Here is a 23135-nt window from a genome sequence, read left to right on the forward strand (position 1 = left end):
GATGTTTGATGAAATTTACTGAAGCCAAATTAGAACACGCGGTGGTTGAGCTATTGGGCGAGCAAGGCTACCCGCATTTACTAGGTGGTGAGCTGAGCCGTAATAATAGTGAGGTATTAATTAAAGACGACTTACGGGCTTTTTTAACCAAACGTTATGCTAAAAATAATATTACCACGGGTGAAGTAGACTCAATTATCGCAAAGCTTGAAAAGCTGCCAGCCAGTGATTTATACGAGAGTAACAAAACCTTTTGTAAGTGGCTGAGTGATGGGCTTTTACTGAGCCGTGAGCGAGGCATGGTGGCAGGCAGTGCAGCGCAAAAAGATTTGTATGTTCAACTGCTTGATTACGACAATGTTGAGCAAGGCATTAAAAGTAGCTTAATAGCTGGCAGTGCGATGGCACAAGCGACATTGGATAATGTGAATGAAGCCAGTGTGACTTACCTACAAGACGATAACATTTACCGCTTTGTTACCCAGTTAGAAATACAAAGCCCCACAAGTTACGACAACATAGAACTGCGTATTCCCGATGGCATTTTATATGTAAATGGTTTACCGCTGGTGGTGTTTGAATTTAAAAGCGCAATACGCGAACAAGCCCCAATATTTGAAGCGTATGAGCAGTTAACTGTTCGCTATAGGCGCGCTATTCCGCAGTTATTTGTGTTTAATACCTTGTGCGTTATAAGCGATGGCGTAAACAATAAAATGGGTAACTTATTTGCGCCGTACCAGTTTTTTTACTCGTGGGGTAAGGTAACGGGGCAAGAGCTGACAGCGCAAGAGGGGATTAACTCGTTACATACCTTATTGCAGGGCTTATTTGATAAAGCGCGCTTGCGCGATGTAATGCGCAATTTTGTATTCTTCCCTGATTCTGATAATAAAAGCGCTGGCAAAAAAGAAATAAAAATTGTGCCGCGTTACCCGCAATATTATGCGGCTAATAAGCTGTTCGAAAACATAAAACAGCATTTAAAGCCACAAGGCGATGGTAAAGGCGGTACGTACTTTGGCGCAACGGGTTGCGGTAAAAGTTACACCATGCAATTTTTAACACGCTTGTTGATGAAAAGCGTTGAACTTAAAAGCCCCACCATTATTTTAATTACCGACCGAACCGATTTAGACGACCAGCTTTCGCAGCAGTTTGGTAATGCTAAAACCTACATTGGCGATGACACGGTAAAAACTGTTACCAGCCGTACTCACTTACGTGAGTTATTAGAGGGCCGTAACAGTGGCGGTGTATTTTTAACGACTATTCATAAGTTTACCGAAGACACCCAGCTTTTAACTGACCGCACTAACGTTATTTGTATTTCTGATGAGGCACATCGCAGCCAAGTTAATCTTGATCAAAAGGTTACCATTACCGAAAAAGGCCCTAATGCCGGAGTTAGAAAAACCTTTGGTTTTGCAAAATACCTGCACGACTCACTGCCCAATGCTACTTATGTTGGTTTTACTGGCACCCCAGTGGACGCGACTTTAGATGTATTTGGTGAAGTGGTTGACTCGTACACCATGACTGAGTCGGTTAAAGATGAAATTACTGTACGCATTGTGTACGAAGGCCGCGCTGCCAAGGTGTGCTTAAACAACAGCAAGCTGGCAGAAATTGAAGCCTATTACAAAGAATGCGCCGATGCAGGCAGTAACGAGCTGCAAATAGAAGACAGTAAAAAAGCTACCGCTAACATGAATAGCATTTTAGGCGATCCTGACCGCATACGTGTATTAGCAAGGGACTTTGTTGAACATTACGAAAAACGTATTGAAGAGTGCTCTACGGTCGCAGGAAAGGCGATGTTTGTGTGTAGCTCGCGTGGTATTGCTTATCAGCTTTATCAAGAATTAGAAGAACTCCGCCCACACTGGTTTGATGTAATTGACACCGATGACGCTCAAAAACTATCTGATACCGAGCGAAAGCGCGCTATTAGCGAAGGCCGTATTGCAGCACCGTCTGAAAAAGTAAAAATGGTGATGACGCGTGGCAAAGATGACGTTGAACGTTTATATAATTTACTAGGCAGTAAAGACGCGCGTAAAGAGCTTGATAAGCAATTTAAAAACAAAAATTCAAACTTTAAAATAGCCATAGTGGTCGATATGTGGTTAACCGGTTTTGACGTGCCATTTTTAGACACCATGTACATAGATAAGCCACTGCAAAAGCACAGCTTAATACAAACTATTTCGCGGGTTAACCGCCAGTTTGAAGGCAAAGACAAAGGCCTTGTGGTTGACTACATTGGTATTAAATCGCAAATGAATAAAGCTCTTGCGCAGTATTCAAAAACTGACGAAACCAACTTTGAAGACATTACCGCCTCGGTGATTGAAGTAAAAAACCACTTGGCGTTACTTGCTCAGTTATTTCATAACTTTGACAGCCGCCCATACTTTAGCGGTGAAGCGGTTGCACAGTTAAATTGTTTAAACCACGCTGCTGAGTTTGCACTAATTACCGAAAAACGCCAAAAGCGCTTTATGGATTTAGTTAAGCGTTTAAAAGCCGCTTACGATGTATGTTGTGGCAGTGAAAAAATTAACGAAAAAGAGCGTAACCACATTCACTTTTACCTCGCTATTCGCTCGATTATTTACAAGCTCACCAAAGGCGAAGCGCCCGACACCGCGCAAATGAACGCTAAAGTGCGCGAAATGATAAGCGAAGCCCTGCAAAGCGACGGTGTTGAGGAAGTATTTAAACTCGGCAATGAAGACGGCGGCGAAATTGATATTTTTAATGATGACTACATCGCTAAAATAGAAAAAATAAAACTCCCCAATACCAAAATTAAAATACTTCAACAAATGTTAGCTAAGGCCATTGGTGAGCTTAAAAAAGTAAACCAAACCCAAGGTATCGATTTTACTAAACGCTTTGAATCGCTAGTACAGCGCTACAACGAGCGCAAAGAAGATGACGTACTGGTAAGTAGCGTACTGGATGACTTTTCAGAAAGCATGGTTGATATGATTTACAGCGTACGCGACGAAATGAACGCCGGCGACGAGCTAGGCATTGATATTGAAGAAAAAGGCTTTTACGACGCGTTAAAAATGTTAGCGGTTAAATACGACTTTGACTACCCCGAAGATAAGCTAATAGAGCTCGCCCAAGCAGTAAAAGTCATTGTGGACGACAAAGTGAAATTTGTAGATTGGCAAAACCGAGACGATATTAAATCATCACTTAAAGTGGAGCTAATTTTATTACTGGCTAAATTTAAATACCCGCCAATAAGCCGCGATGAAGTGTACAAAGAAATATTTGAACAAGCGCAAAATGTGAAAGCAAAGAAAGAGGCTTAAAACAGCCGATAACTCGTTTATTTTGCTGACTGAGTTTGCAAGATTTCGGTTGAGTGCTTTTTATTTACTTTAATAAAATAACGGCCTAAGAAGGTTTACATGACAATAATAAACTGGGGTCTACTTGGCCCTGATAAACTTGAATCTGAACGACGCACTCGCACCTTGGGTCTTGCAGTTGCTGTACGTGCATTTAATGACTTGGCAGTACCTAATTTAGGTGGGGTAAAATTTAGTAAAAATGTTTTTTTAGCCTGTTTGGGCATTCATGTGGCTGAAAAAGTAAGATTAGAGGGTAAGCAGGTAAGTAACATACAAGTTGCAAATGCAATTGAAGCGCTCGGCTGTATTTTGTCGTTTGAAAAAAATAATTGGCAGTCTGATGAAAGGTTAAGGGGAAACTCCAAGTTAGCAGGTGCAAAAGATTTATCATATAAAGTAGTTGGCGCTAACAATTATTATGTAACACAGCCTATGCGTATGGCTACTGTGCAATTATTACCAGGGCTTGGGTTAGTTGAATCACAAGGAGAGCGATTTAATAGCTATAGTTTGAACGACAACGGATTGAAGTTAGTTATTGCCGGCTGCGCTAATCTTAAATGCCATAACAGTAGTATTGTTAATTTTTTAGTTAAGTGGGTGCTAGGCAATCATAGAAATCCTAGAGTGAGTGGTTTAATACAGGCGCTAGCGCCAATTTATAGTTTAGCGGCAGACGCTACAGCTATTTTAAAAGACCGTTTGGTTTCTGGTAATGATGAGTCTGCACTTCGAAGAAGAAATGCATTAACGTGGGTTAGTAATATAAATACAAACCCATGTATTAATTGGCGAAAACCATCAGAATTAACAGACTTACATTTTAAAGACATAAAAAGCGGAGCTTACTTTTTCATACTCAGAGATAGTGTGATGATGTTATTAGACGCTATTGAAACCGCAGTTGCTAATGAAAAGTCGGGGAGTTTAGATTTACGTAAAGGCACTCCTTTAGATTTACAAAACGCATTAACCAGAGTGAAGTCGGCAGCAACTAGTTTTGTTAATTTAAGCCATGATCCTACACCTGATAAATTAGCGCTGAGTTTTGCACGTGAATGCTTACAAAGTCAGGATGAATTAATTATTTTAAGTGTTGTTGAAAGAGATAATTTAGTACTTAAAGTAAGAGATAAAGCTGTTATTAAAGGATCTGCTTTTGGTGGAGTCCAGCAAGATGCCAGCGACGCTGGCGAAACAGAAAGCTTATTTCCAAAAGGCGTTTCATTTCGTTTTAGGAACTTGTATCTACTGAATATTGACTTTAATGTGCAGCCCAATATGTGGCTAAATAAAAAGGAGAAAGCTGATGAGTAATCCATTACCACTTTCTTTATCGGCTTATTTTGTGCCACCGACAGATTGTATTGGTGAGTTTGGCTTGTTGACTGGATATTCTGCAGATACTCACTTTTTTAATGATGCACTTGATAAGTTTACGCAAACAATTAAATCACAAAGAGCCTATGAAGGAAGTGGTTATTTAGCCATGATGTTAGACCCAAGCCATCACCAGATATCTGCGGTTGACTGCCCTGGGTTGGTTCATTTAGCAGCTAAATCTAATACAGAAAAAAAGTTTAGATTATTACATGCAAAAGTAGCGTTATTACTATTTAAAAATAAGCTAACAGAGCAAAAAATTATTAGGGTTATTGTGTCTACGGGGAATTGGACACGCCAAACAATAGAAGACAGTTTAGATATGGTTTGGTCGATTGATTATGAAGTAGCCTATAGTGATGATCATCAAGTGCAAACTGATATTGCCAAGGTAAATGATTTTATCAATCACACTTTAACTTTTTTTAATATCGATATATTAAATAGCGTAAGAATAGAAAATAAAGCAACAGCAACAGCGTTAAGGTTTAAACACTATCAACATGTTTTAGATGAAATTAAGCCAGTAAAAAATGTACAACCTCGCTTTTTTGATAATACAAAGCAAGCACTCATCACACAGTTACCACATTTAATAAAAACACATAGTAATAATACAAAGTGCAATTATTTAGCCCTTGGTTCTGGTTTTTATGAAGGTGGAGATAATAAGAGCAAAGTGCCAAAAGTGATTTCTGAGATTGAAAAAGTATTACAGCAGGCTGGTCTCTTAACTAAAACAGCTGAAAAAGATGTTTATGTCAACCCTGATAATTGTCAACTAGTCGCTCAAACTTTAGATATATTAAATACAAATGATTGGTCAGTTAGGCCTGCTTACGATGCTGTTTATCAAAGTAAAAATTATCAAAGATCATTGCATGCAAAGTTTATTTTTTCAGCCAAAAATGGAAATGACGATATCTGCAAAAGATCATGGTTGTATTTAGGGTCAGGAAATTTAACAACGCCTGGCTTTTTAAGTAAAGCAAGTTTGCATGGCGGTAACCTAGAAGCGGGAGTTGTGTTTTCTCCAAAAGAATTGAGTTGGTATGGCGAAGATGACTCAGCTAATTGCATTAGTGATAAATTGCCTATTAATTGGGATGAAGAAACGATTATTACAGATGCTACGCAGTTGTGCTCAGGGAAAGGGATGCCAGAACTCGAAGGTGAATTTGTAGCTGCACCGATAAGTTATTTTACTATTTGTAGCTTAACTAAGACAGGTTGCTTATTACGACCTAATACTGATGATATAAAAGGCTATCAAGTTTGGTACGCTGAAAATTACGCGTGTGAGTGTAAAGGTGAAAATATAATTTGGCCCGATAATACTCCGAGGCAAGTGAAAGTTACGTGGAATATCAAAGATGAGACGCACAGCATTTATATACCTGTATTCGATGAGTTTGGACGAATGGCAGCAACCGCTTTGCCTGAGTTAGAGATAGATGACGCATGGAACTTACTAGGCGCATTCCCTACTTTGCCCGCAGAGGACGGTTTCGATGGCGAGGTGCTAGATGAAAGTCATTCAGTGGCATTAAATTGTCAGCATGAGACATCAGGTTCTAATTATCATATAAATAAAATGATGTTATTGATTGAACATATAGCACAAAAACAAACAGAACTAGATCCATTCAACTGGGAACAGTGGTGTTATCGTTTAGAGCAAATATTTTGTCAAATGAGTAAATCAGCAGCAATTTCTTACTTTAAAGAAATTAATATTAATCCATTATCCCCTTTATGGGCAGCCCCTTTTAGACCTCATTTTGCAGAAGATTCAAGTACTGAACAAGGTCGTTTATATGAGTCATTATTAAGAAAAATTGAACATAGTTTGGAATTGAATCAGTTAATAACGCTTGGAGGCAAAGGTGAGTAGTTTTTTAGGTTGGAAAAAGGTTGCTGAAATAATAAAACATACTCTCGCATTTAATGAGCGTTTGAACTCAACCCAAAAAGAAAGTGTAAATGCGATATTAAATAGGATAGCTGACACGGGAGTAATTATTGCTGATGAAGTCGGCATGGGTAAAACACGAATAGCAGTTGAGCTTATCCATGCTGTTAAACAAGCAGGTGGTCGTACAGCCATTATTGTGCCCACAACATTAGGATATCAATGGCAAAAAGAGCTTAATGAACGCGAAGCAGATTTAGCGCCACAGTTCACAGTAAATAGTCTCTGGCGTTTTATGTCTGCTTGGGCTGATGGTGATAAGCAAGAGCATTGGGATAAACAGTCGGTTATTTTATTATCTCAAAATTTTGCGAATTGGCGCATTGGTGGTAATTCTCATTCAAGTCGTTGGGCACTGTTACCAGAAGTGTATGCACAGTGGCGAAAAGCTAAAAATAACAGGTTACCTAATGGTTACAATAGCCATGAAGACCTAAAATATATGGATGCTGAATATTGCGCACGTAGAATTGTTGAACAAACATATTACCTATCGAATAATGATCCTAGAAAGAAAATTTTAAATTGCATCATTGAAAACTTTGAATGGGGTGTAAATTCATTTGGTGGGGATAATTTTTCTGCTGGAAGTGAATATCGAGATTTGTTAGAAAAAACGGTAGGTTTAGGACTCGGTTCATTTGACTTAGTTGTTATAGATGAAGCACATAAAAGCCGAGGTGAAAGCAGCAGCTTAAGCCGAATTTTGAATGAAATTATTATTCAAAATGATAATGGTCGCCGGTTAGCTATGACGGCTACACCTGTTGAGTTAAATGTTGAGCAATGGCAACAAATGCTCAATAGAATTGAGTTATCCGAATCTGATCAGCAGCCTATTTTAAAGAGTGTTGATAACTATGCTAAAGCTGTCGCTAAACTCAAGTTATATTGGAAGGTTGATGAGCAATCTAGGTTGAGTTTTCAGCGGGCGGCTAGAGCGTTTGAAAATTCGTTAAAACCTTATTTATTAAGAAGAGATAAGCGACAAGACCCAACAATTCAACAATTTCACTCTGTTTCAAATTTACCAATTAATGCATATAGGAAGCATACCCAGGTTGAAATCAAAGTAGAAGAACTATCAGGGCAGTGGAAGCAAATAGTGTGCTCTGTTGAGGGACTATCTGCTGCTTCAATTATGCAAGATGCGACTTCAAAAAGAGCACGACTTACACTAGCTAATGGTCACGGGATTGCTGGAATTATTGATAACTCAGCTTATTCATCCCCTGACGATGACGAGCTAGAAAATGATTTGAACAATGATGATAGTAAAAAGCTTCAACGAGCTCACTGGTGGAAAAAACAGATCACTGAAGTATATGCAAGTGGAGATGAATCGTTATATCAACATCCTGCATTATTAAAAGTTATTTCAGAAATTGAAAATAATTTAATGTTGGGTCAAAAAGCATTAGTGTTTGGTAAGTTGACCAAGCCTATGAGGATATTAGTTAATTTATTAAATGCAAGAGAAATGCTACGCAGGCTAGATAAAAACGAGTTTTGGCCTCAAACTAAAGTTCATATCAGTGATAAAGAAAATGATGACTCTGAAGTGCATGCGGCCAAATTTGCGTCAAAGCAACTTGGTTTAAATTGGGGTATTGATGAAATAAATGAGCGTTTAAAACGTCAATATGAAAAACATGCAAACCAAGTCGACCAAACTAAACAGCATCTAATTGAAAATATAGAGCGCTCTATCTCTTTATTGGATACACGTTGTGAACAGCTCTTCAAAGCATTTAAAAAATCTGTTGAACAAGCCTGCTCAGAGGAACATTCTGTTCTTACCTTTATGACTCGTGCTATTTATGAGCTATCAGATTCAAGCGATTTTAATTTAACATCTGAAGAAGTTGCTCAGGGTTTTAAAGATCTAATGGGGGCAGTCACAGCAGAAAATGAAGGTGATGCCGATGGTGATGGTCAATTAGATGAAAAAGAAGCAAGCAAGCTTTGGCCCTGTATAGAAGCAAGGGTAAAAGAAGAGTATGAACATGTTAGAGGTGGCATGGCGCGTTTAATGTATGGGAATACGTCAGCGGCAAGTCGTCGTATGTTACAGCTGGGTTTTAATCGTAAGAACAGTTTTCCTAATGTGTTAGTTGCACAGTCAGTAGTTGGAAGAGAAGGGTTAAATTTACATCAAGCTTGTCGGTTCGTATATTTATTACACCCAGAGTGGAATCCTGGCGTTGTTGAGCAACAAATAGGTCGTGTTGATAGGCTCGGATCTCGTTGGGAGAAAGAGTTTTATGAGCAACAAGACCAAGGGGGAGAGCTTCCATTTATTGAAATTAAGCAGGTTATATTTAAGGGAACTTATGACGAATATAATTGGCAGGTATTGCATGCACGCTGGGATCAACTTCGCTCACAATTACATGGAGTTGTCATCCCTATAAGTGAACGAGATGATGCGTTTTCACATTATTATGATGAATTATGCTCAGCTGCACCGGATTTTACTCCTTGATACAAAAGTTTATTAATGAATTCACATCGTCATTTATTTATTCTCGAGCTTGTGCCAATGGGGCCAAGCTTTATCTCGACACAACAATTACAACAGCAATTAATTGAACGTGGCTTTGACCTTTCAACCCGCATGCTCCAGCGAGACCTCCAATCACTTTACGAGCAAGGTTGCTTTGGGCTTGAAAAAGACACGCGGAGTAAACCGTATGGCTGGTCTATCAATGCGCAGTGGCGAGGTGGTAGCGCTAAAATAATGAGCAGTGAAGTCGCTGAACATTATTTGCTGCTAGAGCAGCTACTACCGCAATCTGTACCGAGCGATGTGAAACGCTCTGTGCATACTAAAGCAGAGCAGGCTCTTAAGCGTTTTAATGGCCATGTACCTGACTGGCTTGCAACCCTTCCAAAATCGTCGTTAAAGGTGAATATTGATACTCATTTAGTTGCGCAAATTGAGCATGCGATTGAGCATAAACGTGCAGTGAGTGCTGAGCTTTATAGAGTACTTTACAATGAGGCACATTGGCTTAAGTTTACTGAATTGAGTTTTTATAACTTAGTTGAGCAAGGCGGTGTTTTAATGGTGCAGTTTATGGTGGGGCAACTTCACGATAAATGCTACCAAATGCCGGTTTACCGTATTCGTAATGTACAGGTACTACAAAAAACACGACGTGGGCCAACTGCTGAGCAATTAAAATCGTTACGCAGTGCTATTAATAAAGGCATGAAGCAATCAGCTATTGAGTTAATTGTTAAAGTGCCCAGCCATTCGGCGGTTAATCAAGGTTTTATTGAACTTGGCGAGCTGATTGACAAGCAACAGATTGACGATAAAAACGTATTACTCACCTACCAAACCATTGATACAGAGCAGTTAACTGATGAGTTGCTTAAATGTGCTCATTGGCTTGAGGTTATTAAACCTGAAAAGCTGCGGCAAAGAATTATTTCTAAGCTTAAAGCTGCTACTACAAACTACCTCTAATGACCTTAGCTAGTCTGGGTGCGTCAATTCTTGACGCACCTGTTTGCTATGCTTCTTTTAAAGATGAAAGGAGTGGTTATGTTTCAATTAATTGAGCAGCAAGATGGTTTATCTATTGGTGTATTTGGTATTGGTGGCTGCGGCTGTAATACGTTAAATAGTATTTATGAGCAGCGAGAGAGTAAGCAGGCTAAGTTATTTAGTGTTAATACCGATAAAGTGGTGCTCGAACATACACAAAGTGATGATGCCGTGCTTATCGGTGCTGAGTTAACTCATGGTTATGGCGCTGGGGCCGATCCTGAGGTTGGCCTACAGGCTGCTCAAGAGAGTAAAGAGCAACTGTTAGTATTAATAAATAGCTGCGATATTTTATTGTGTGCAACAGGGCTTGGTGGTGGCACCGGCACTGGCGCAAGCCCATTTATAGCGCAGCTTGCGCGTGAGCAAAATAAGCCAGTGATATTTGTAGCGACATTGCCTTTTAGCAGTGAAGGGCAGTTTAGAAGCAACATAGCGCAAGCAGGGCTGAATACCTTAAAAGAGTATGCTAATGCGGTGATCACGTTACCTAATGATCAACTTATTGAAGTGTTAGGTAATGATGTTGGCTTGTTTGATGCATTTAAACACAGCAACCAAATATTGCATTCATTAATAAAATCGTTAATCGATATGCTGTGTTATCAAGGTTTGATTAACGTTGATTTAAACGACTTTGCTAAAATTATGGATTGCCAAGGCGATGCCGTATTAGGTGTAGGCAAGTGCGATCTTGAAGATGAACTTTCAAACGCGCTTGATGGGGCGCTTAATAATCCGCTGGTTAACCAAGTTGATATGTCATCAAGTACCGGCGTTATTGTGCAAGTAAACTGTAAAGATGAGATTTCACTGGGTAGTTATAATCTCATCACCGACACGGTTCGCCAGCAAGTTAGCCCTAATGCGTTAGTGATCTGTGGTGTGTCTAAAATTGAGAGCTTAGCAACTAATTACGAACTGTTGATCATAGCAACGGGCGCAAGCGCGAAGATGCTTGTTGAACCTAATGATAAAGCGCCTAATAGTGAACTAAAAAAGCCAGATGCTGTAATCTATAAACCTCAAGCTTCAGATATTTTTGATATACCCGCATTTATTCGTAATCAAGCCCCGCCGCCCTCCGGGAAATAACGGTTATTCACTATTTGTACTTAAAGGGTTGTTAGCTGTTGTTTTCAGAGTCTGAATACTTTTTTAAGTGGTATAAATCTATGAACGTATATTTAGATGATGAGAGGGAAACTCCAGCCGGTTGGTTACGAGCCTATTGGCCCGATGAAGTGATTAAACTTTTGAAGACCGGTAAAGTAAAGCAGCTCAGCCTCGATCATGATTTAGGAAATGATAATAAAGGCACTGGCTATGATGTTTTACTTTGGATTGAGCGGGCAGTGTTTATTGATGGCTTTGTACCACCAGCAATAGCCGTTCACTCAGCTAATAGCTCAGCACGCATAAAAATGGAGCGCGCAATTACACAAATTAACTTACTGGCTAGAAATCAACAGGGTTCTAAACGCTGCAATAACGAGTCGTAAATCTTACAATTAAACAGGATTATTTATGACGATATTATATATCACTGGCGCAGGTGTAAGTGCAGCCAGTGGCATACCGACTTTCAATAATATATTTAAGGCTCAAGTAAATCGGCAGCACTTAATGTGTAATTGATTGGTGGATAGTTAAACTCAAGGCTTTTGTTTTCTTCTCCTCTGAGCTTATAGTATTGTTTTTGTTCAGATTCTGTTGCGAAAGTAAGCCGCTGGCCGTTGTTTAAATAGGGTTGGCCGTTTTTAAATTTGATAAAGGTTTTTGACTCTCTAAATGTTAGGCCAAACCATTTATTATCTATTTCACCCTTTTTAAAACTGGGTGTTTTTTGCAATATAATTTTATGATGATACTGCTCATTGGTATCGGTTGAAAATAACACCACACTGTTATGTGTGAGCAGTATATCAAATTGCTCGTCACTATTTTTATGTTTAACGCGCAGAGTTCTAATATGCTTATCAGTTAATAAATCGGGTTTTTCGTAACACGAAAATAGCGCAATACATGAAGGTTTTTTAATGTCTAAGCACTGATCACTGTGATATTTCATGGTGCTGTAGCTGGCATCATACACTTCGACCAACGCATTGTTAAAGTCAGTCTCTGGTAATGCATGTTGTTTAAGCGCTTTATTTATATGCTCAACAATTTGCTGGTGGCAGGTTAAAAACGCTTGAGCTGGATTTTGATATTGGCTGGTGGTTCTAACAAGGGGAATACCCGCACTGGTTTTTTTAATCAGCGTGTTACCTAGCCGACCTTTCGTTATATTTTCTAATTGGGTATGCGCTTGTAAATGAGCAAATAAGTGCTCATCACAAGGGAGGGTTATTTTATAAAACGGGAAGGTCATAATATCGGCTTTTTATAATCGCCAGAGTTCATACTAAAATGCACTGTGCCGTAATCAACGTGGCTTTGGTATTTGTTTTCTTTGTAGTAAGCATCTCTTAAATCAAGCATGTTTTCGTCATTGATATTTTTCATTTCAATGAGTTCATCATTTTCTTTTATGAAGGTTTTATCGTTTGTATAAACCGCTTCTAAATTAGAGCAGCGTATTACATAGCCCATTCTAATAGGAATTTTATCGATGTTTAATACCGAAGGGCGTATTTCATGGGTATATAAGCGATTAGTTGACAGCGGAATAATAAACACCGAGTTAGGGTATAAAGTCACGGTAAATTCTTTTACTAATGATTCATCAGTTACCGTGGGTTTAAGCTTAAAGATTAAACGAGTTAGGGCGCTTGATTTTTTATAACACCAATCGAATGTGTCGGTTTTTGATGGTGTTAGCTCAGCAAATTTACTGTTTTCGTAAAATGTACAAAAAGCAATTAGCCCCGCTTTTGGCATATCTTTGGTTTTATCTGAGTGGGCTTTTATTTTTGCTTTAACATCTTTTGGGTTATTTTCATCTTTAGCTTTATTTTCATAAATCTGCGCCAATACATGATTAAGGTCGGTAGGCTGTGTAAAGTCATATTTAGCTGCCTCATTTACCAAATTAACAACGTGATGGTCGGTTTCACGCAGGTTGTCGGTAGCCCCGGTTAAATTGCTAGAGCAGCGTAGTAAATGAAAATGCAGTTGCTCGTCTTTAGCGTTAGTTTGCGTTACTTTGCTGATGTATATGCCTTTACGCAGCGCGGTTGATGGTTTGTTAGACTCTGTTAATTGTTGAAAGTCATGCTCGGCTTTTATTTTTGAAAAATAGTCACATTCATCACTAAACAGTTTACGATAATAAACCCCCGCACCGTGAATATTTAATGGCACTTGCCCATGGCTAATGGTTGTTAGTGTCGCATTACTTATATGCTCAATATTAAGAGAAAATTCTTTAATAACTAACAGCTCAACATGCTCATTAAAACAGCTATCAAGTTTTGCAAGATCGCCAATAACATATATTCTTTGCGGATCATTAACGCAGGTAATATCAGCTGCGCAGGTTATTGTTGTGCCACAAAAGTGTGTTAATAGGTAATTTAAATTAGCATCGCTACTATTTTGATCAGTAAGATTAATGAGTATATTTTTACTGTTAGAAAGTGAATTTTCGGCGTGAATATACATCCTTTGTTACTAGCGGCTGATGAATTATTAAATCATTATAGTATTGATATATGGTTACTTTTATAATATTTACAAGTAGATGAATAAAACTTTTATAGAATATATTTAACCATTATCACGAGCGGTTATTAATACCTCTAATCACAGGGGAAAGCATGACTTTAAGGTGTTTTTGGCTCATTACACCGGCGATTGTGTCATATCGAGGGATACCTTGTATATGAGGGCTTATACTTTCCTTCTTCTAGCTTACTTGTGCATCTAATTCTAATTGCATTGATATCTTAGGTAAGCTCAATGCAGTTAGACTTTAAGAATTCTAAAAATACTTTTACCTTTTCTAGCGGGTATTTTCTGCCTGCATAAAATGCGTATAACACCAGATCTTCTGGTTCATGGTCGAGTTTAATATTGATCAATGAGCCGTTGTCTATATCTTCTTGGCATGCATGAATGGGTAAAATGGCATAGCCGAGCCCTTTTAGTGCAGCGGCTTTGGCCATGTTGCCACTGTTTACTTTAAAATTAGATTTTACTTGCACTGCTTGTTGCTGTTTAAAACGCCAAGGCATACCTTGCAGTACTGATAAGCTAGTAATACAAGGAACTTTACTTAACTCATCTAGCGAGCGAGGCGGTGGCGCATTGTTGATCAGTTGTGGCGCGCCAACAATGCAACTGGGCCAGCGCAGCAGTTCTTTAGCAACCCAACCTGAATCGTCCAATGGACCACGGCCAAAGCGTAGCACCAAATCAAATCCCTCTAACAAGCCTTCGGTTGGATTTAGTTGCGTATCGCAACTTAGTTGTATTTGTGGATGCACAGAGCAAAACTCTGCGCTTATTTCGGCTAAAAAAGGCAGATCAGGCATGATGATTTTAAGATGCCCGGCAAGAGAATCACCATACAAAGACACCTCTTCTAGCGAGTCATTCATTGCTTGTATCAGTGGGGTGATAGATTGATAAAGTTGTTTTCCTGCAGCCGTTGCAATCATTTTTCGGGTGGTACGTTGTAATAACCTTAAATTAAGTTGCTTCTCTAATAACGCGACATGGCGGCTAACATTAGATGTAGGCAATTGCAGTTGTTCGGCTGCGAGTTTAAAGCTCAGTTGTTCATATACGCACTGAAAGCTGAGTAACCACTGAAGTTCGATTTTATCAATCATTAATTAACTCAAAATATGGGATTAATAACGCAATTATTACTAATTTATCTTAAAAAATGACTTTGTGATAATGGTTATTCAGTTAATTATTGAGGTAAAGAATATGAACAGCAAGCGAATTGCCATTGTGGGTGCGGGCATCGGGGGGATAGCGCTGGCCATTCTTGCAGCACGAAAAGGTTATCAGGTGAACATATTTGAGCGCGATAGTGAGATTTCCTCTATTGGTGCCGGGGTAACGTTATGGCCGAATGCAATGTTTGTGTTACAGCAAATGGGCTTGGATAAACAGATCCAAGCGCTGGGCGGTATGCCTTTGTTTATGCGTCAGTGTGATCAGCATGGCACGGTGCAAAGTGAATTTGATATTGCAAAAGTAAATACACTCAGTGGTTTTTCTAGTATCAGTATATTGCGCCGTGATCTTATGAGTGTGTTGGGCCGCACATTAGCTGATTTAGGGGTAAACATACATTTTAACAGCGCAATAACCGTATCAGAGATTGCTCAACTAAAACAAGATTTTGATTTAGTTGTGGGCGCTGATGGGCGGATGAACTCGGTGGTAAGGCAATTTTTATATGCTGAAAAAATCACTCCTCAGTATCAGGGGTTTATTAATATTATTGCTATTAGCCAGTTAAAACCAGGCACTTTAGATAATGTGATCCATGATTTTCGCGGCCGTGGCGAGCGCTTTGGTATTGTGCCTGTTAAAGCAGACCTTTGTTATTGGGCTGCCGGGTGGAGTACAAATATTGATAAAGCGCGGCCGCTATCTGCTTGGTATGAAGAAATGCACCAACGCTTTTTAACTTGGCCAGATGCAGTACAGCAGGTGCTTAAGTCTTATGATGAAAACTCACTCAAACGAATATTTGTGCACGATATTGACCGTTTGCCATATTGGCATCAAGGTAATGTACTGATTATGGGGGATGCGGCTCATGCTCCTTTACCTACTTCAGGGCAGGGGGCATGTCAGGCGCTAGAAGATGCTTGGCATCTTGTACGGGTGTTAGAAAAGTATGATGATTTAGAGCACGCCTTAACGGCTTTTTATCAACAACGCATAGATAAAACCTCAGCCTCTCAACTTGTTGGTCGGCAAGTCGCGCAGAAAATTTTCACTACAGCAGCTGATACCAATGAGACACCAGCGCTAGGTATCTCTGCTCAGCAGTTAGTAACGTTATGGATGCAAGGCTTGAGTAATTAACCTATCGAGCTCTGTTATTTAGGTGCGAGCAAGGCTATTTATGAGGTGGTTATTTGCTCGCTTATTCAGTTACTTGTAAGTTGTGGTTAACAATCCATTAAGTCTGGCTGTGTACAATTGCCGCCTTTACAATTGTTAACCAGTAATGGACTCGTACATTCAATGTCAACCTCAACGTGTTACTCGCCTTTAGCAGCATCGCTGCGTTTTTCAGTTATTAGTTTATCGGTTTTTAGTGCTATGAATGCGGCGGCTGCCGAGCAATTAACAGGCACTCAAACAGAAAAAGATATGGAAGTGATTGAGGTGCGAGGTATTCGCTCTAGCATGGCTGAAAACTTAGCGGTGAAGCGTTTATCAAGTTCTGTGGTTGATGCCATTACCGCTGAAGACATTGGTAAATTCCCGGATAAAAACGTGGCTGATTCATTAGCCCGTGTGCCGGGTGTAGTGATTGAACGTGAAGGCGGTGAAGGATCAACGGTGAGTATTCGTGGTTTATCGTCTGATCTTACTTACACGCAGTTAAATGGTAATTTTATTGCCTCGTCACCAGGAGAGCCATCTCGTTCATTTGATTATGCTTTACTCCCATCAGCGATGATCGCAAGCGTTGAAGTATTCAAATCACCTGAAGCGCGACTAGATGAAGGTGGCGTCGGTGGTACAGTGTTAATGCATAGCCGCAAACCATTGGATATGGATGCTAATTCGGGCGTTTTTAATGTTGAAAGTACTTATGCAGATGTAACGGAAGATTATGAACCTCAGTTTACTGGTTTGTATTCATGGAAAAACGATAGCGATAGCTTTGGTTTTTTACTTGGCTATACCCGTCAAGAGCGCACCAACCGTACGCTCTCTGGTGGCACAGATGCCAATGTTTGGCGTTACACAGGTCAGCAAGCTGTTGATATAAATGGTAACGAGGTTAATAACAGTAATGACTGGGGCGCGGTGACTGATGCCAACGGGCAACGTTATGAGAATATGTGGTTTCCGCAGGTGGTGCGCAGCTCTGTTGTGAATGAAAAACGTGAACGTGAAGGCGTGCAGTTTTCGACTCAGTGGCGACCAACTAATCGCATTGAACTAGGTTTTAATTACTTTGGTTTTAGTTTAAAGCAACAACGCAGCGACTCGGTCGTTGATATGCCGGAATGGGCGTTAAATCCTGACTTTTTAACCGGTATTACACTTGATGAAAGTGGCACAATTGTAAATGGCATGGACTACAGTGCCATGGCCAGTGGCGTTGAAAAAGATATGCAATTGCCGTGGTTGCGCGGCAGTTATGTGGATGAAGAGTCAACCTCTGATACTTTTGATTTTAACTTAAGCTACGAAGGCGACAACTTTACAGCACGCTTTGTCGTTGGTAAAACTAAAGCTAAAGGCGGGCCAAAAGAAAGTTGGCAAGCAGCGTATAAAAGCTCAAACGCGGGTGAGGGGCAAAGTAATATTGAGAACGCCTCGCAAAGTGCCGCTTGGTCAATCAGTGATGACCGTATTTCGATGCTGATAGACCCAAATACACTCAATAACTTGCTCGCAGGTGTTGGCGGAGGTCGTGATGCAGGCTCATCGAACTCAAGTTTTGTACGTAGCACCTTAGCAGAAAAGTACTACCAAGCTGACGTTGATTTTTATGTTGATTGGGGCATATTGACCACCATTCGCACTGGTGCAAAATACCGCGATGCATCACTGCATCGCGAAACGGGCAACAACTTTTTCCTTGATCCGAGTTTTGATATTGCCGCAGGCGAGGCAAGCGCAAGCGGTATCACGCAATTTGATAGCTATCAATGGAATAATGGTATGCCACAGGCACAAGATGTGTTTAATGTGGAAGGTGAAAGCAATATTGCTGGTGGCTTTAATATCAATTTAATGCCAACTATTAATTGGCATAAATATCGCGATTATATTTACAGTAACTATGTGCCGTATACTCGAATTGAAGATAACTTTGTCTATGATATTGCCGAGCAGATCAGTGCGTTTTATTTACAAGGTGATTTTGAGTACAGAGATATACGCGGTAATTTTGGTGTGCGCGTTGTACAAACCAAGACTAGCAGTGCTTCAACCGATCTCTATACCTTTTTATTGGATGAAACCGATGACGAAACGGGCGAGCAAATCACCGGTGATGATCGTTTAGTTGAGCAATACCAGTTGATCACCCAGCAAACAACAGACACCCACGTATTGCCGAGTTTAAATATTGCGTGGGATGCCAGTGATGATGTGGTGATCCGTGGTGCGCTTGCTAAAGTGATGTCGCGCCCCGATTACGGCGATTTGGGTAGTCAACAGCGTATTACTTATGTGTCGGACGAATGGGCAGATGATCGCGCCGCTTTTAATGAACAACCCGGATTTAGTGGCAGTGGTGGTAATAAAAATTTAAAAGCGTTTGAGTCAGTACAAGCCGATTTATCTCTTGAGTATTACTACGCGCCAGGTTCTGCATTAGGTGTAGCGTTATTTCATAAACAGGTCGATAACTTTATCGTGCCACTGGTGATTGATTCACAGCGTGAATTTGCAGGGCAAGCAGGTCTTGTTGATGCTGGTACTATTAGCATTTCACCGTATAGCACCGTAGGTAATGGTACTGACGCGGTATCAAAAGGGGTGGAAGTGTTTATTCAACACGCCTTTGATAGTGGCTTTGGTATTTACGCAAACTACACGTATAACAACACCAATCAGGCCGATGTAACAGTTGCAGGTGAAAAGTTAGCAGAGTCGCCATTAATAGGCAGTGCTGACTATCAATATAACACCTCCGTTTATTATGAAGGGGATCGTTTTAATATTCGCGCTTCGTACAATAAACGAGGTGAAACGGTGCTCGGTATTAACAGTGGTTTAAATGTCTACCAAGACCCATACCAGCAAGTAGATGTAAACGCAGCATATAACGTTACCGATAACTTAAGCCTTACCGCAGCGGTAATTAACTTAACGCAATCGGAGTCGGTAACACGTTTGGGTAAAGATACCGATGCGCGGCTACTTAATACTAGTTATTCAGGCCGCCGTTATTATGCTGGGATTAATTACAGTTTTTAAGTGTGCTAACAGCGCGATGTAAAATCGCGCTTACTAGCTTACTTAGCATAATCGCGCTTTTTAGACATGCCGCCAATGCCCGCATTAAAGCTATTGGTTGGATCTAAATTGCGGTAGTTATCAGCAAGGGCTGGTTTTGCATCATAATGATGCCCTACATTATGCTCTGCGGGGTATTGTGCGCCGCGTTGCTCTAATAACTCAAGTAAGGCTGCTTTAATTGCTTTGCCGTCTTCACCTTTACGCACTAAGTAATCTTGGTGAAATACGTGACATAAAAAGTGCCCGTAATACAGTTTCCCTACTAATTTATTGCAGATGCTTGGCGGTAATTTTTCAAACCATTCGTTGTCGTTACGTTTTAAAGCGATATCCAGCGCGAGGATATCTTCGACTTCTTGATGATTTATTTTGGCATATTGCACAGCAGCACCTGCGGCAGCAAAACGCAGTAAGTATGCCGATTTAGCTTCTTGCTCACTACACTGAAAAAAATCAATTTGGTAGTCTTTTTGAACGTGTTCAAGCAATGCAAGAGTTTGTTGATGCGCCTCGCCTTTAACTGTCAAAATGAGCTGATGTTGATATTGACTATTCCATTGCTTGAGCTTATTGGGTGTTTGGCTTGGGAACAGTTTTGCGAAGCGATAAACTAGTTTATCAATAGCATTTTTGGGTATAAAAGGCAGTTTTTGACAGACGGAATCGAGCTGGCGCTTAATATTAAAAAAAGTAGGCAACCAATTGGTGCCAAGATGTTTAATTAATAATACCGTATCTCGACCATAATTATCAGCAAGCTCAAAAATATCACGGTGTAAATATTCGGCGTAAACAGGCAAGCTGGTGGCTTGCTCTAATAACGTTTTTCGTACCGCTTGCAACGCAGTGGAGGAATTAGTACCGAGGTAAAACGTCAGTTCTTGTTGATTTTTTGCGAAGGTATCTACTCGTACGGCAAATACAGCTAGTTTTCCCGCACAGCCGCTGGCTTGATGTAAACGCCGAGGATCGGCATTAAATCGTGCCGGGGTATCATCATCTGTTTTACGAACCCAATCGGCATATTCGCGATCGGATGCTTTCTTAGCTGTCGTTTTAACATCTTGGGTGCGGTATTTTTTATTTTGTAAATTAGTGAGTATTTGCTCTGGTGTATCGCCAAGTTCAATATCTAAATTATTAATTAAACTGAGGCTACCATTGCTATTTACTTGGGCGTATAAGGCAAGTTCAGTATATGCTGGGCCTCGCTCAACTAGAGCCCCACCTGAGTTATTACATACCCCACCGACAATCGATGCGCCAATACATGATGAGCCAATAACTGAATGTGGTACTCGGCCGTATGGGGCGAGGGCTTTTTCTAATGAGAACAAACTCGCCCCAGGGAACGCGACAATTTGTTGTTGCTCAGCTAATACTTGAATGTCGTTAAGGCGCGAGGTGTTGATGATCACCGTATTGCGATCGCAACCTTGTGTCGGTGTTGAGCCGCCCGTTAAACCGGTATTTGCGGCTTGCATAATAACGATGACCTTTGCACTTACACAGGCTTGTAAAATATGCCATTGTTGTAATAGTGTTGCCGGTTTTACTACTGCTAGTGCCGGACCGTGACCTTCTCTAAAGCCTTTACGGTAAGGAGCAGTTGCACGATCGCTCGTTAATACATAACGTGCGCCAACAATCTTTTTAAAAGATCGAACTAAGGAGGATTGTGACATGAAAACTCTAGTTAAGTGAAGACTTTAACGATGTATCTATATACTGGCTTTTGCGCACACTGGTACGCAATTTTTCTTGTTCTAAAACTTGTGTCGCGTCGATATCATTTAAAGGTATCGCATCTTCGCGGGTTAAGTTGCCATCGGCCACCAGCGATAAATAACGCGAACAACAGACACGTAAAAATGAAGTGAAATTACCAATGTCGTGATCAGCATCAAGAGATTCAAGGTACAGCTTAGTGATCATTTGATTAACGGTCATTTGATCACGAAATGCCACTTCTTCTAAAATATCCCAAAAAAACTCTTCTAAACGAATCGACGTAACAACGCCGTCAATCCGCAGTGATTTGGTACGACAGGTCCATAACCGACTGTCGGCATTAATAAAAAGTTGGCACATGATTAACCTCTTGATGCTGCTGAACTGCGATTATAGCAAGGCTACAAACTGTTTTAACATGGCAGGGTGTGCAGGCCATGCTGGTGCTGTTACTAGTTTGCCATCGGTAATGGCGCCATCCATTGGTAATTCAACGTACTCGGCACCCGCCATTTTCACTTCAGGTTGGCAAGCAGGGTAAGTGGATACTTTTTTACCTTCAATAACTCCTGCCGCTGTGAGCAATTGCGGGCCGTGACAAATAGAGGCAATGGGTTTATCCGCTGTAGCAAAATGCTGAATTATTTCAATTACTTTCGCGTTTAAGCGTAAATACTCAGGGGCACGGCCACCGGGTAAATACAGGGCATCGTAATCAGCGGCATTAATATTGGCAAATGTCGCGTTTAGCGCAAAGTTATGACCGCGCTTTTCAGTATAGGTTTGGTCGCCTTCAAAATCATGAATTGAGGTGGCGATAGTATCACCTGCTTTTTTATCAGGACATACAGCATCAACTTGGTGACCCATCGCCAATAATGCTTGAAAAGGCACCATGTTTTCATAGTCTTCTACAAAGTCACCGGTGATCATAAGTACTTTAGCCATGTTCTGCTCCAGATATTAATTGTGCGTAAACGTATCAGAGTGGAGATTAAGTGCACTCTAATACAATGAGCTCCTAGTAAAACATACACTAATCAGTAACGGGTAATATTCTAATACTACACAGTCATTTTATAGGATATCTTGTTGCCATCGCAGCGCTAAAAAATCAATAAACGCTCTGACCACATTTTGTTGATAATGACGAGATAAATACACAGCCCATAAATGCTGGCCAGGTGATGAAAAAGATGGATTCACTTTAACCAGTTTACCTTGCTCTAAATAGCGATTTGCCAAGTCACACGGCAAATTTGCGATCCCCATTCCTTTGATTGCTGCTTTTAGTAGCACAGACATATCATTAGCATTAATACTGCCTTTTACGGTGACTTTTTCATCCTCGTTATCACTAATAATATGCCATGTTGAACTACCGCTATGCACTAAACAATTGTGTTGCAATAAATCTTGCGGTTTAGTGATTGGACTGTTGTTCGCCAAATAAGTTGGGGAGGCGCAAATAGCCGTATTGATATACATAAGCTTACGCGCAATTAATTGCTCATCAGGCTCATGAGTATAGCGCAGTGCTATATCTACTCGCTCATCAACCAGTTGTGATAACCGATCTGAGAGTACTAGCTGAAAATGAGTATTTGGGTGTATAGCAACAAATTCTTCAATTGCATCAAACAACAGATTTTGGCCAAGTCCAATAGGGGCTGCGACTCTAATGGTACCAACCAGCTCGTTATTATGGTTATGTGCTCTACTTTGTAAATCCAATACGGTGCTGAGTATTTGCTTACAGTAGGCAAGCGCTTCTTCGCCCTGATTGGTTAAGCTGACTTTACGGGTGGTGCGGTGAAATAATCGCAAGCTCAGCCACTGCTCAATGTCTTGTACGTGGCGGGTGACTTGTAAGCGGCTGAGCTCTAAGTGAGCAGCTGCTTTTGTAAAGCTGCCACTGCGGGCGACTTCAACAAAGCTTTGGATTGCAGTTATCTTATCCATTAGCATCCTAAGGTGAACTAATGTGTATCTATAA

General features: G+C 40.4%; 16 protein-coding genes. 9 read left to right on the forward strand and 7 right to left on the reverse strand.

The window, feature by feature from the left end; genetic code table 11:
* Window positions 1-8: 8 nt before the first annotated feature.
* The 7 genes from H5201_RS12480 to H5201_RS12510 all read left to right on the forward strand — a co-directional run bounded on the left by H5201_RS12480 (window position 9) and on the right by H5201_RS12510 (window position 11787).
* Window positions 9-3332: a type I restriction endonuclease subunit R gene (locus tag H5201_RS12480; RefSeq protein WP_182784683.1), complete on the forward strand. Its 3324-nt coding sequence runs from the start codon at window positions 9-11 to the stop codon at window positions 3330-3332.
* A gap of 99 nt (window positions 3333-3431) precedes the next feature.
* Window positions 3432-4691, forward strand: a complete 1260-nt coding sequence (locus H5201_RS12485; RefSeq protein WP_182784685.1) for a hypothetical protein — start codon at window positions 3432-3434, stop codon at window positions 4689-4691.
* Window positions 4684-6651, forward strand: a complete 1968-nt coding sequence (locus tag H5201_RS12490) for a hypothetical protein (RefSeq protein WP_182784687.1) — start codon at window positions 4684-4686, stop codon at window positions 6649-6651. The genes H5201_RS12485 and H5201_RS12490 overlap by 8 nt, the downstream gene beginning before the upstream one ends.
* Entirely contained in the window at window positions 6644-9214 is a 2571-nt protein-coding gene (locus tag H5201_RS12495; protein ID WP_182784689.1) for a DEAD/DEAH box helicase family protein, read from the forward strand. The genes H5201_RS12490 and H5201_RS12495 overlap by 8 nt, the downstream gene beginning before the upstream one ends.
* A gap of 15 nt (window positions 9215-9229) precedes the next feature.
* Entirely contained in the window at window positions 9230-10204 is a 975-nt protein-coding gene (locus H5201_RS12500) for a YafY family protein (RefSeq protein ID WP_182784690.1), read from the forward strand.
* Window positions 10205-10282: 78 nt separating this feature from the next.
* Window positions 10283-11380, forward strand: coding sequence for a cell division protein FtsZ (locus H5201_RS12505; protein WP_182719077.1), 1098 nt, complete (start codon window positions 10283-10285; stop codon window positions 11378-11380).
* 80 nt (window positions 11381-11460) lie between these two features.
* Window positions 11461-11787 (forward strand): cyclic-phosphate processing receiver domain-containing protein, encoded by a 327-nt coding sequence (locus H5201_RS12510; RefSeq protein WP_182784692.1) that lies wholly within the window; start codon window positions 11461-11463, stop codon window positions 11785-11787.
* 95 nt (window positions 11788-11882) lie between these two features.
* On the opposite strand, the gene H5201_RS12515 is transcribed toward H5201_RS12510, so the two are convergent.
* From H5201_RS12515 to H5201_RS12525, 3 genes are all read right to left on the reverse strand, one after another.
* On the reverse strand, window positions 11883-12659 hold the full coding sequence (locus tag H5201_RS12515) for an alpha-ketoglutarate-dependent dioxygenase AlkB (protein ID WP_182784694.1): 777 nt from the start codon (window positions 12657-12659) through the stop codon (window positions 11883-11885).
* Complete coding sequence (locus H5201_RS12520; protein ID WP_220497170.1) at window positions 12656-13891, reverse strand: hypothetical protein; 1236 nt, start codon at window positions 13889-13891, stop codon at window positions 12656-12658. Before H5201_RS12520 ends, H5201_RS12515 begins: the two co-directional genes overlap by 4 nt.
* Before the next feature lie 284 nt (window positions 13892-14175).
* Complete coding sequence (locus H5201_RS12525) at window positions 14176-15063, reverse strand: LysR family transcriptional regulator (RefSeq protein WP_182784696.1); 888 nt, start codon at window positions 15061-15063, stop codon at window positions 14176-14178.
* Window positions 15064-15166: 103 nt separating this feature from the next.
* Here H5201_RS12525 and H5201_RS12530 point away from each other — a divergent pair, with 103 nt between their 5' ends.
* Entirely contained in the window at window positions 15167-16282 is a 1116-nt protein-coding gene (locus H5201_RS12530; RefSeq protein WP_182719074.1) for an FAD-dependent monooxygenase, read from the forward strand.
* Window positions 16283-16444: 162 nt separating this feature from the next.
* A complete protein-coding gene (locus H5201_RS12535; RefSeq protein WP_182784698.1) occupies window positions 16445-19366 on the forward strand; it encodes a TonB-dependent receptor in 2922 nt (973 codons plus the stop codon).
* 38 nt (window positions 19367-19404) lie between these two features.
* Here H5201_RS12535 and dld read toward each other — a convergent pair whose 3' ends face one another.
* From dld to H5201_RS12555, 4 genes are all read right to left on the reverse strand, one after another.
* Entirely contained in the window at window positions 19405-21093 is a 1689-nt protein-coding gene (gene dld / locus H5201_RS12540) for a D-lactate dehydrogenase (RefSeq protein WP_182740476.1), read from the reverse strand.
* 7 nt (window positions 21094-21100) lie between these two features.
* Window positions 21101-21499 (reverse strand): ribbon-helix-helix domain-containing protein, encoded by a 399-nt coding sequence (locus H5201_RS12545; protein WP_149981898.1) that lies wholly within the window; start codon window positions 21497-21499, stop codon window positions 21101-21103.
* A gap of 30 nt (window positions 21500-21529) precedes the next feature.
* The gene (locus tag H5201_RS12550) at window positions 21530-22087 is read right to left on the reverse strand and encodes a DJ-1/PfpI family protein (protein WP_182740475.1); all 558 of its coding nucleotides are present in this window, start codon (window positions 22085-22087) and stop codon (window positions 21530-21532) included.
* Window positions 22088-22216: 129 nt separating this feature from the next.
* Window positions 22217-23101, reverse strand: a complete 885-nt coding sequence (locus H5201_RS12555) for a LysR family transcriptional regulator (protein ID WP_149981896.1) — start codon at window positions 23099-23101, stop codon at window positions 22217-22219.
* Window positions 23102-23135: the final 34 nt, after the last annotated feature.

It is taken from the genome of Pseudoalteromonas sp. SG43-6 (assembly GCF_014164365.1).
Taxonomy (GTDB): Bacteria; Pseudomonadota; Gammaproteobacteria; order Enterobacterales; family Alteromonadaceae; genus Pseudoalteromonas; species Pseudoalteromonas rhizosphaerae.

Bases quoted from the DNA above. Each gene is read 5' to 3' on its own strand.
- H5201_RS12480 (WP_182784683.1), top strand. From the start codon at position 9: ATGAAATTTACTGAAGCCAAATTAGAACACGCGGTGGTTGAGCTATTG.
- H5201_RS12485 (WP_182784685.1), top strand. From the start codon at position 3,432: ATGACAATAATAAACTGGGGTCTACTTGGCCCTGATAAACTTGAATCT.
- H5201_RS12490 (WP_182784687.1), top strand. From the start codon at position 4,684: ATGAGTAATCCATTACCACTTTCTTTATCGGCTTATTTTGTGCCACCG.
- H5201_RS12500 (WP_182784690.1), top strand. From the start codon at position 9,230: ATGAATTCACATCGTCATTTATTTATTCTCGAGCTTGTGCCAATGGGG.
- H5201_RS12505 (WP_182719077.1), top strand. From the start codon at position 10,283: ATGTTTCAATTAATTGAGCAGCAAGATGGTTTATCTATTGGTGTATTT.
- H5201_RS12510 (WP_182784692.1), top strand. From the start codon at position 11,461: ATGAACGTATATTTAGATGATGAGAGGGAAACTCCAGCCGGTTGGTTA.
- H5201_RS12515 (WP_182784694.1), bottom strand. From the start codon at position 12,659: ATGACCTTCCCGTTTTATAAAATAACCCTCCCTTGTGATGAGCACTTA.
- H5201_RS12520 (WP_220497170.1), bottom strand. From the start codon at position 13,891: ATGTATATTCACGCCGAAAATTCACTTTCTAACAGTAAAAATATACTC.
- H5201_RS12525 (WP_182784696.1), bottom strand. From the start codon at position 15,063: ATGATTGATAAAATCGAACTTCAGTGGTTACTCAGCTTTCAGTGCGTA.
- H5201_RS12530 (WP_182719074.1), top strand. From the start codon at position 15,167: ATGAACAGCAAGCGAATTGCCATTGTGGGTGCGGGCATCGGGGGGATA.
- H5201_RS12535 (WP_182784698.1), top strand. From the start codon at position 16,445: ATGTCAACCTCAACGTGTTACTCGCCTTTAGCAGCATCGCTGCGTTTT.
- dld (WP_182740476.1), bottom strand. From the start codon at position 21,093: ATGTCACAATCCTCCTTAGTTCGATCTTTTAAAAAGATTGTTGGCGCA.
- H5201_RS12545 (WP_149981898.1), bottom strand. From the start codon at position 21,499: ATGTGCCAACTTTTTATTAATGCCGACAGTCGGTTATGGACCTGTCGT.
- H5201_RS12550 (WP_182740475.1), bottom strand. From the start codon at position 22,087: ATGGCTAAAGTACTTATGATCACCGGTGACTTTGTAGAAGACTATGAA.
- H5201_RS12555 (WP_149981896.1), bottom strand. From the start codon at position 23,101: ATGGATAAGATAACTGCAATCCAAAGCTTTGTTGAAGTCGCCCGCAGT.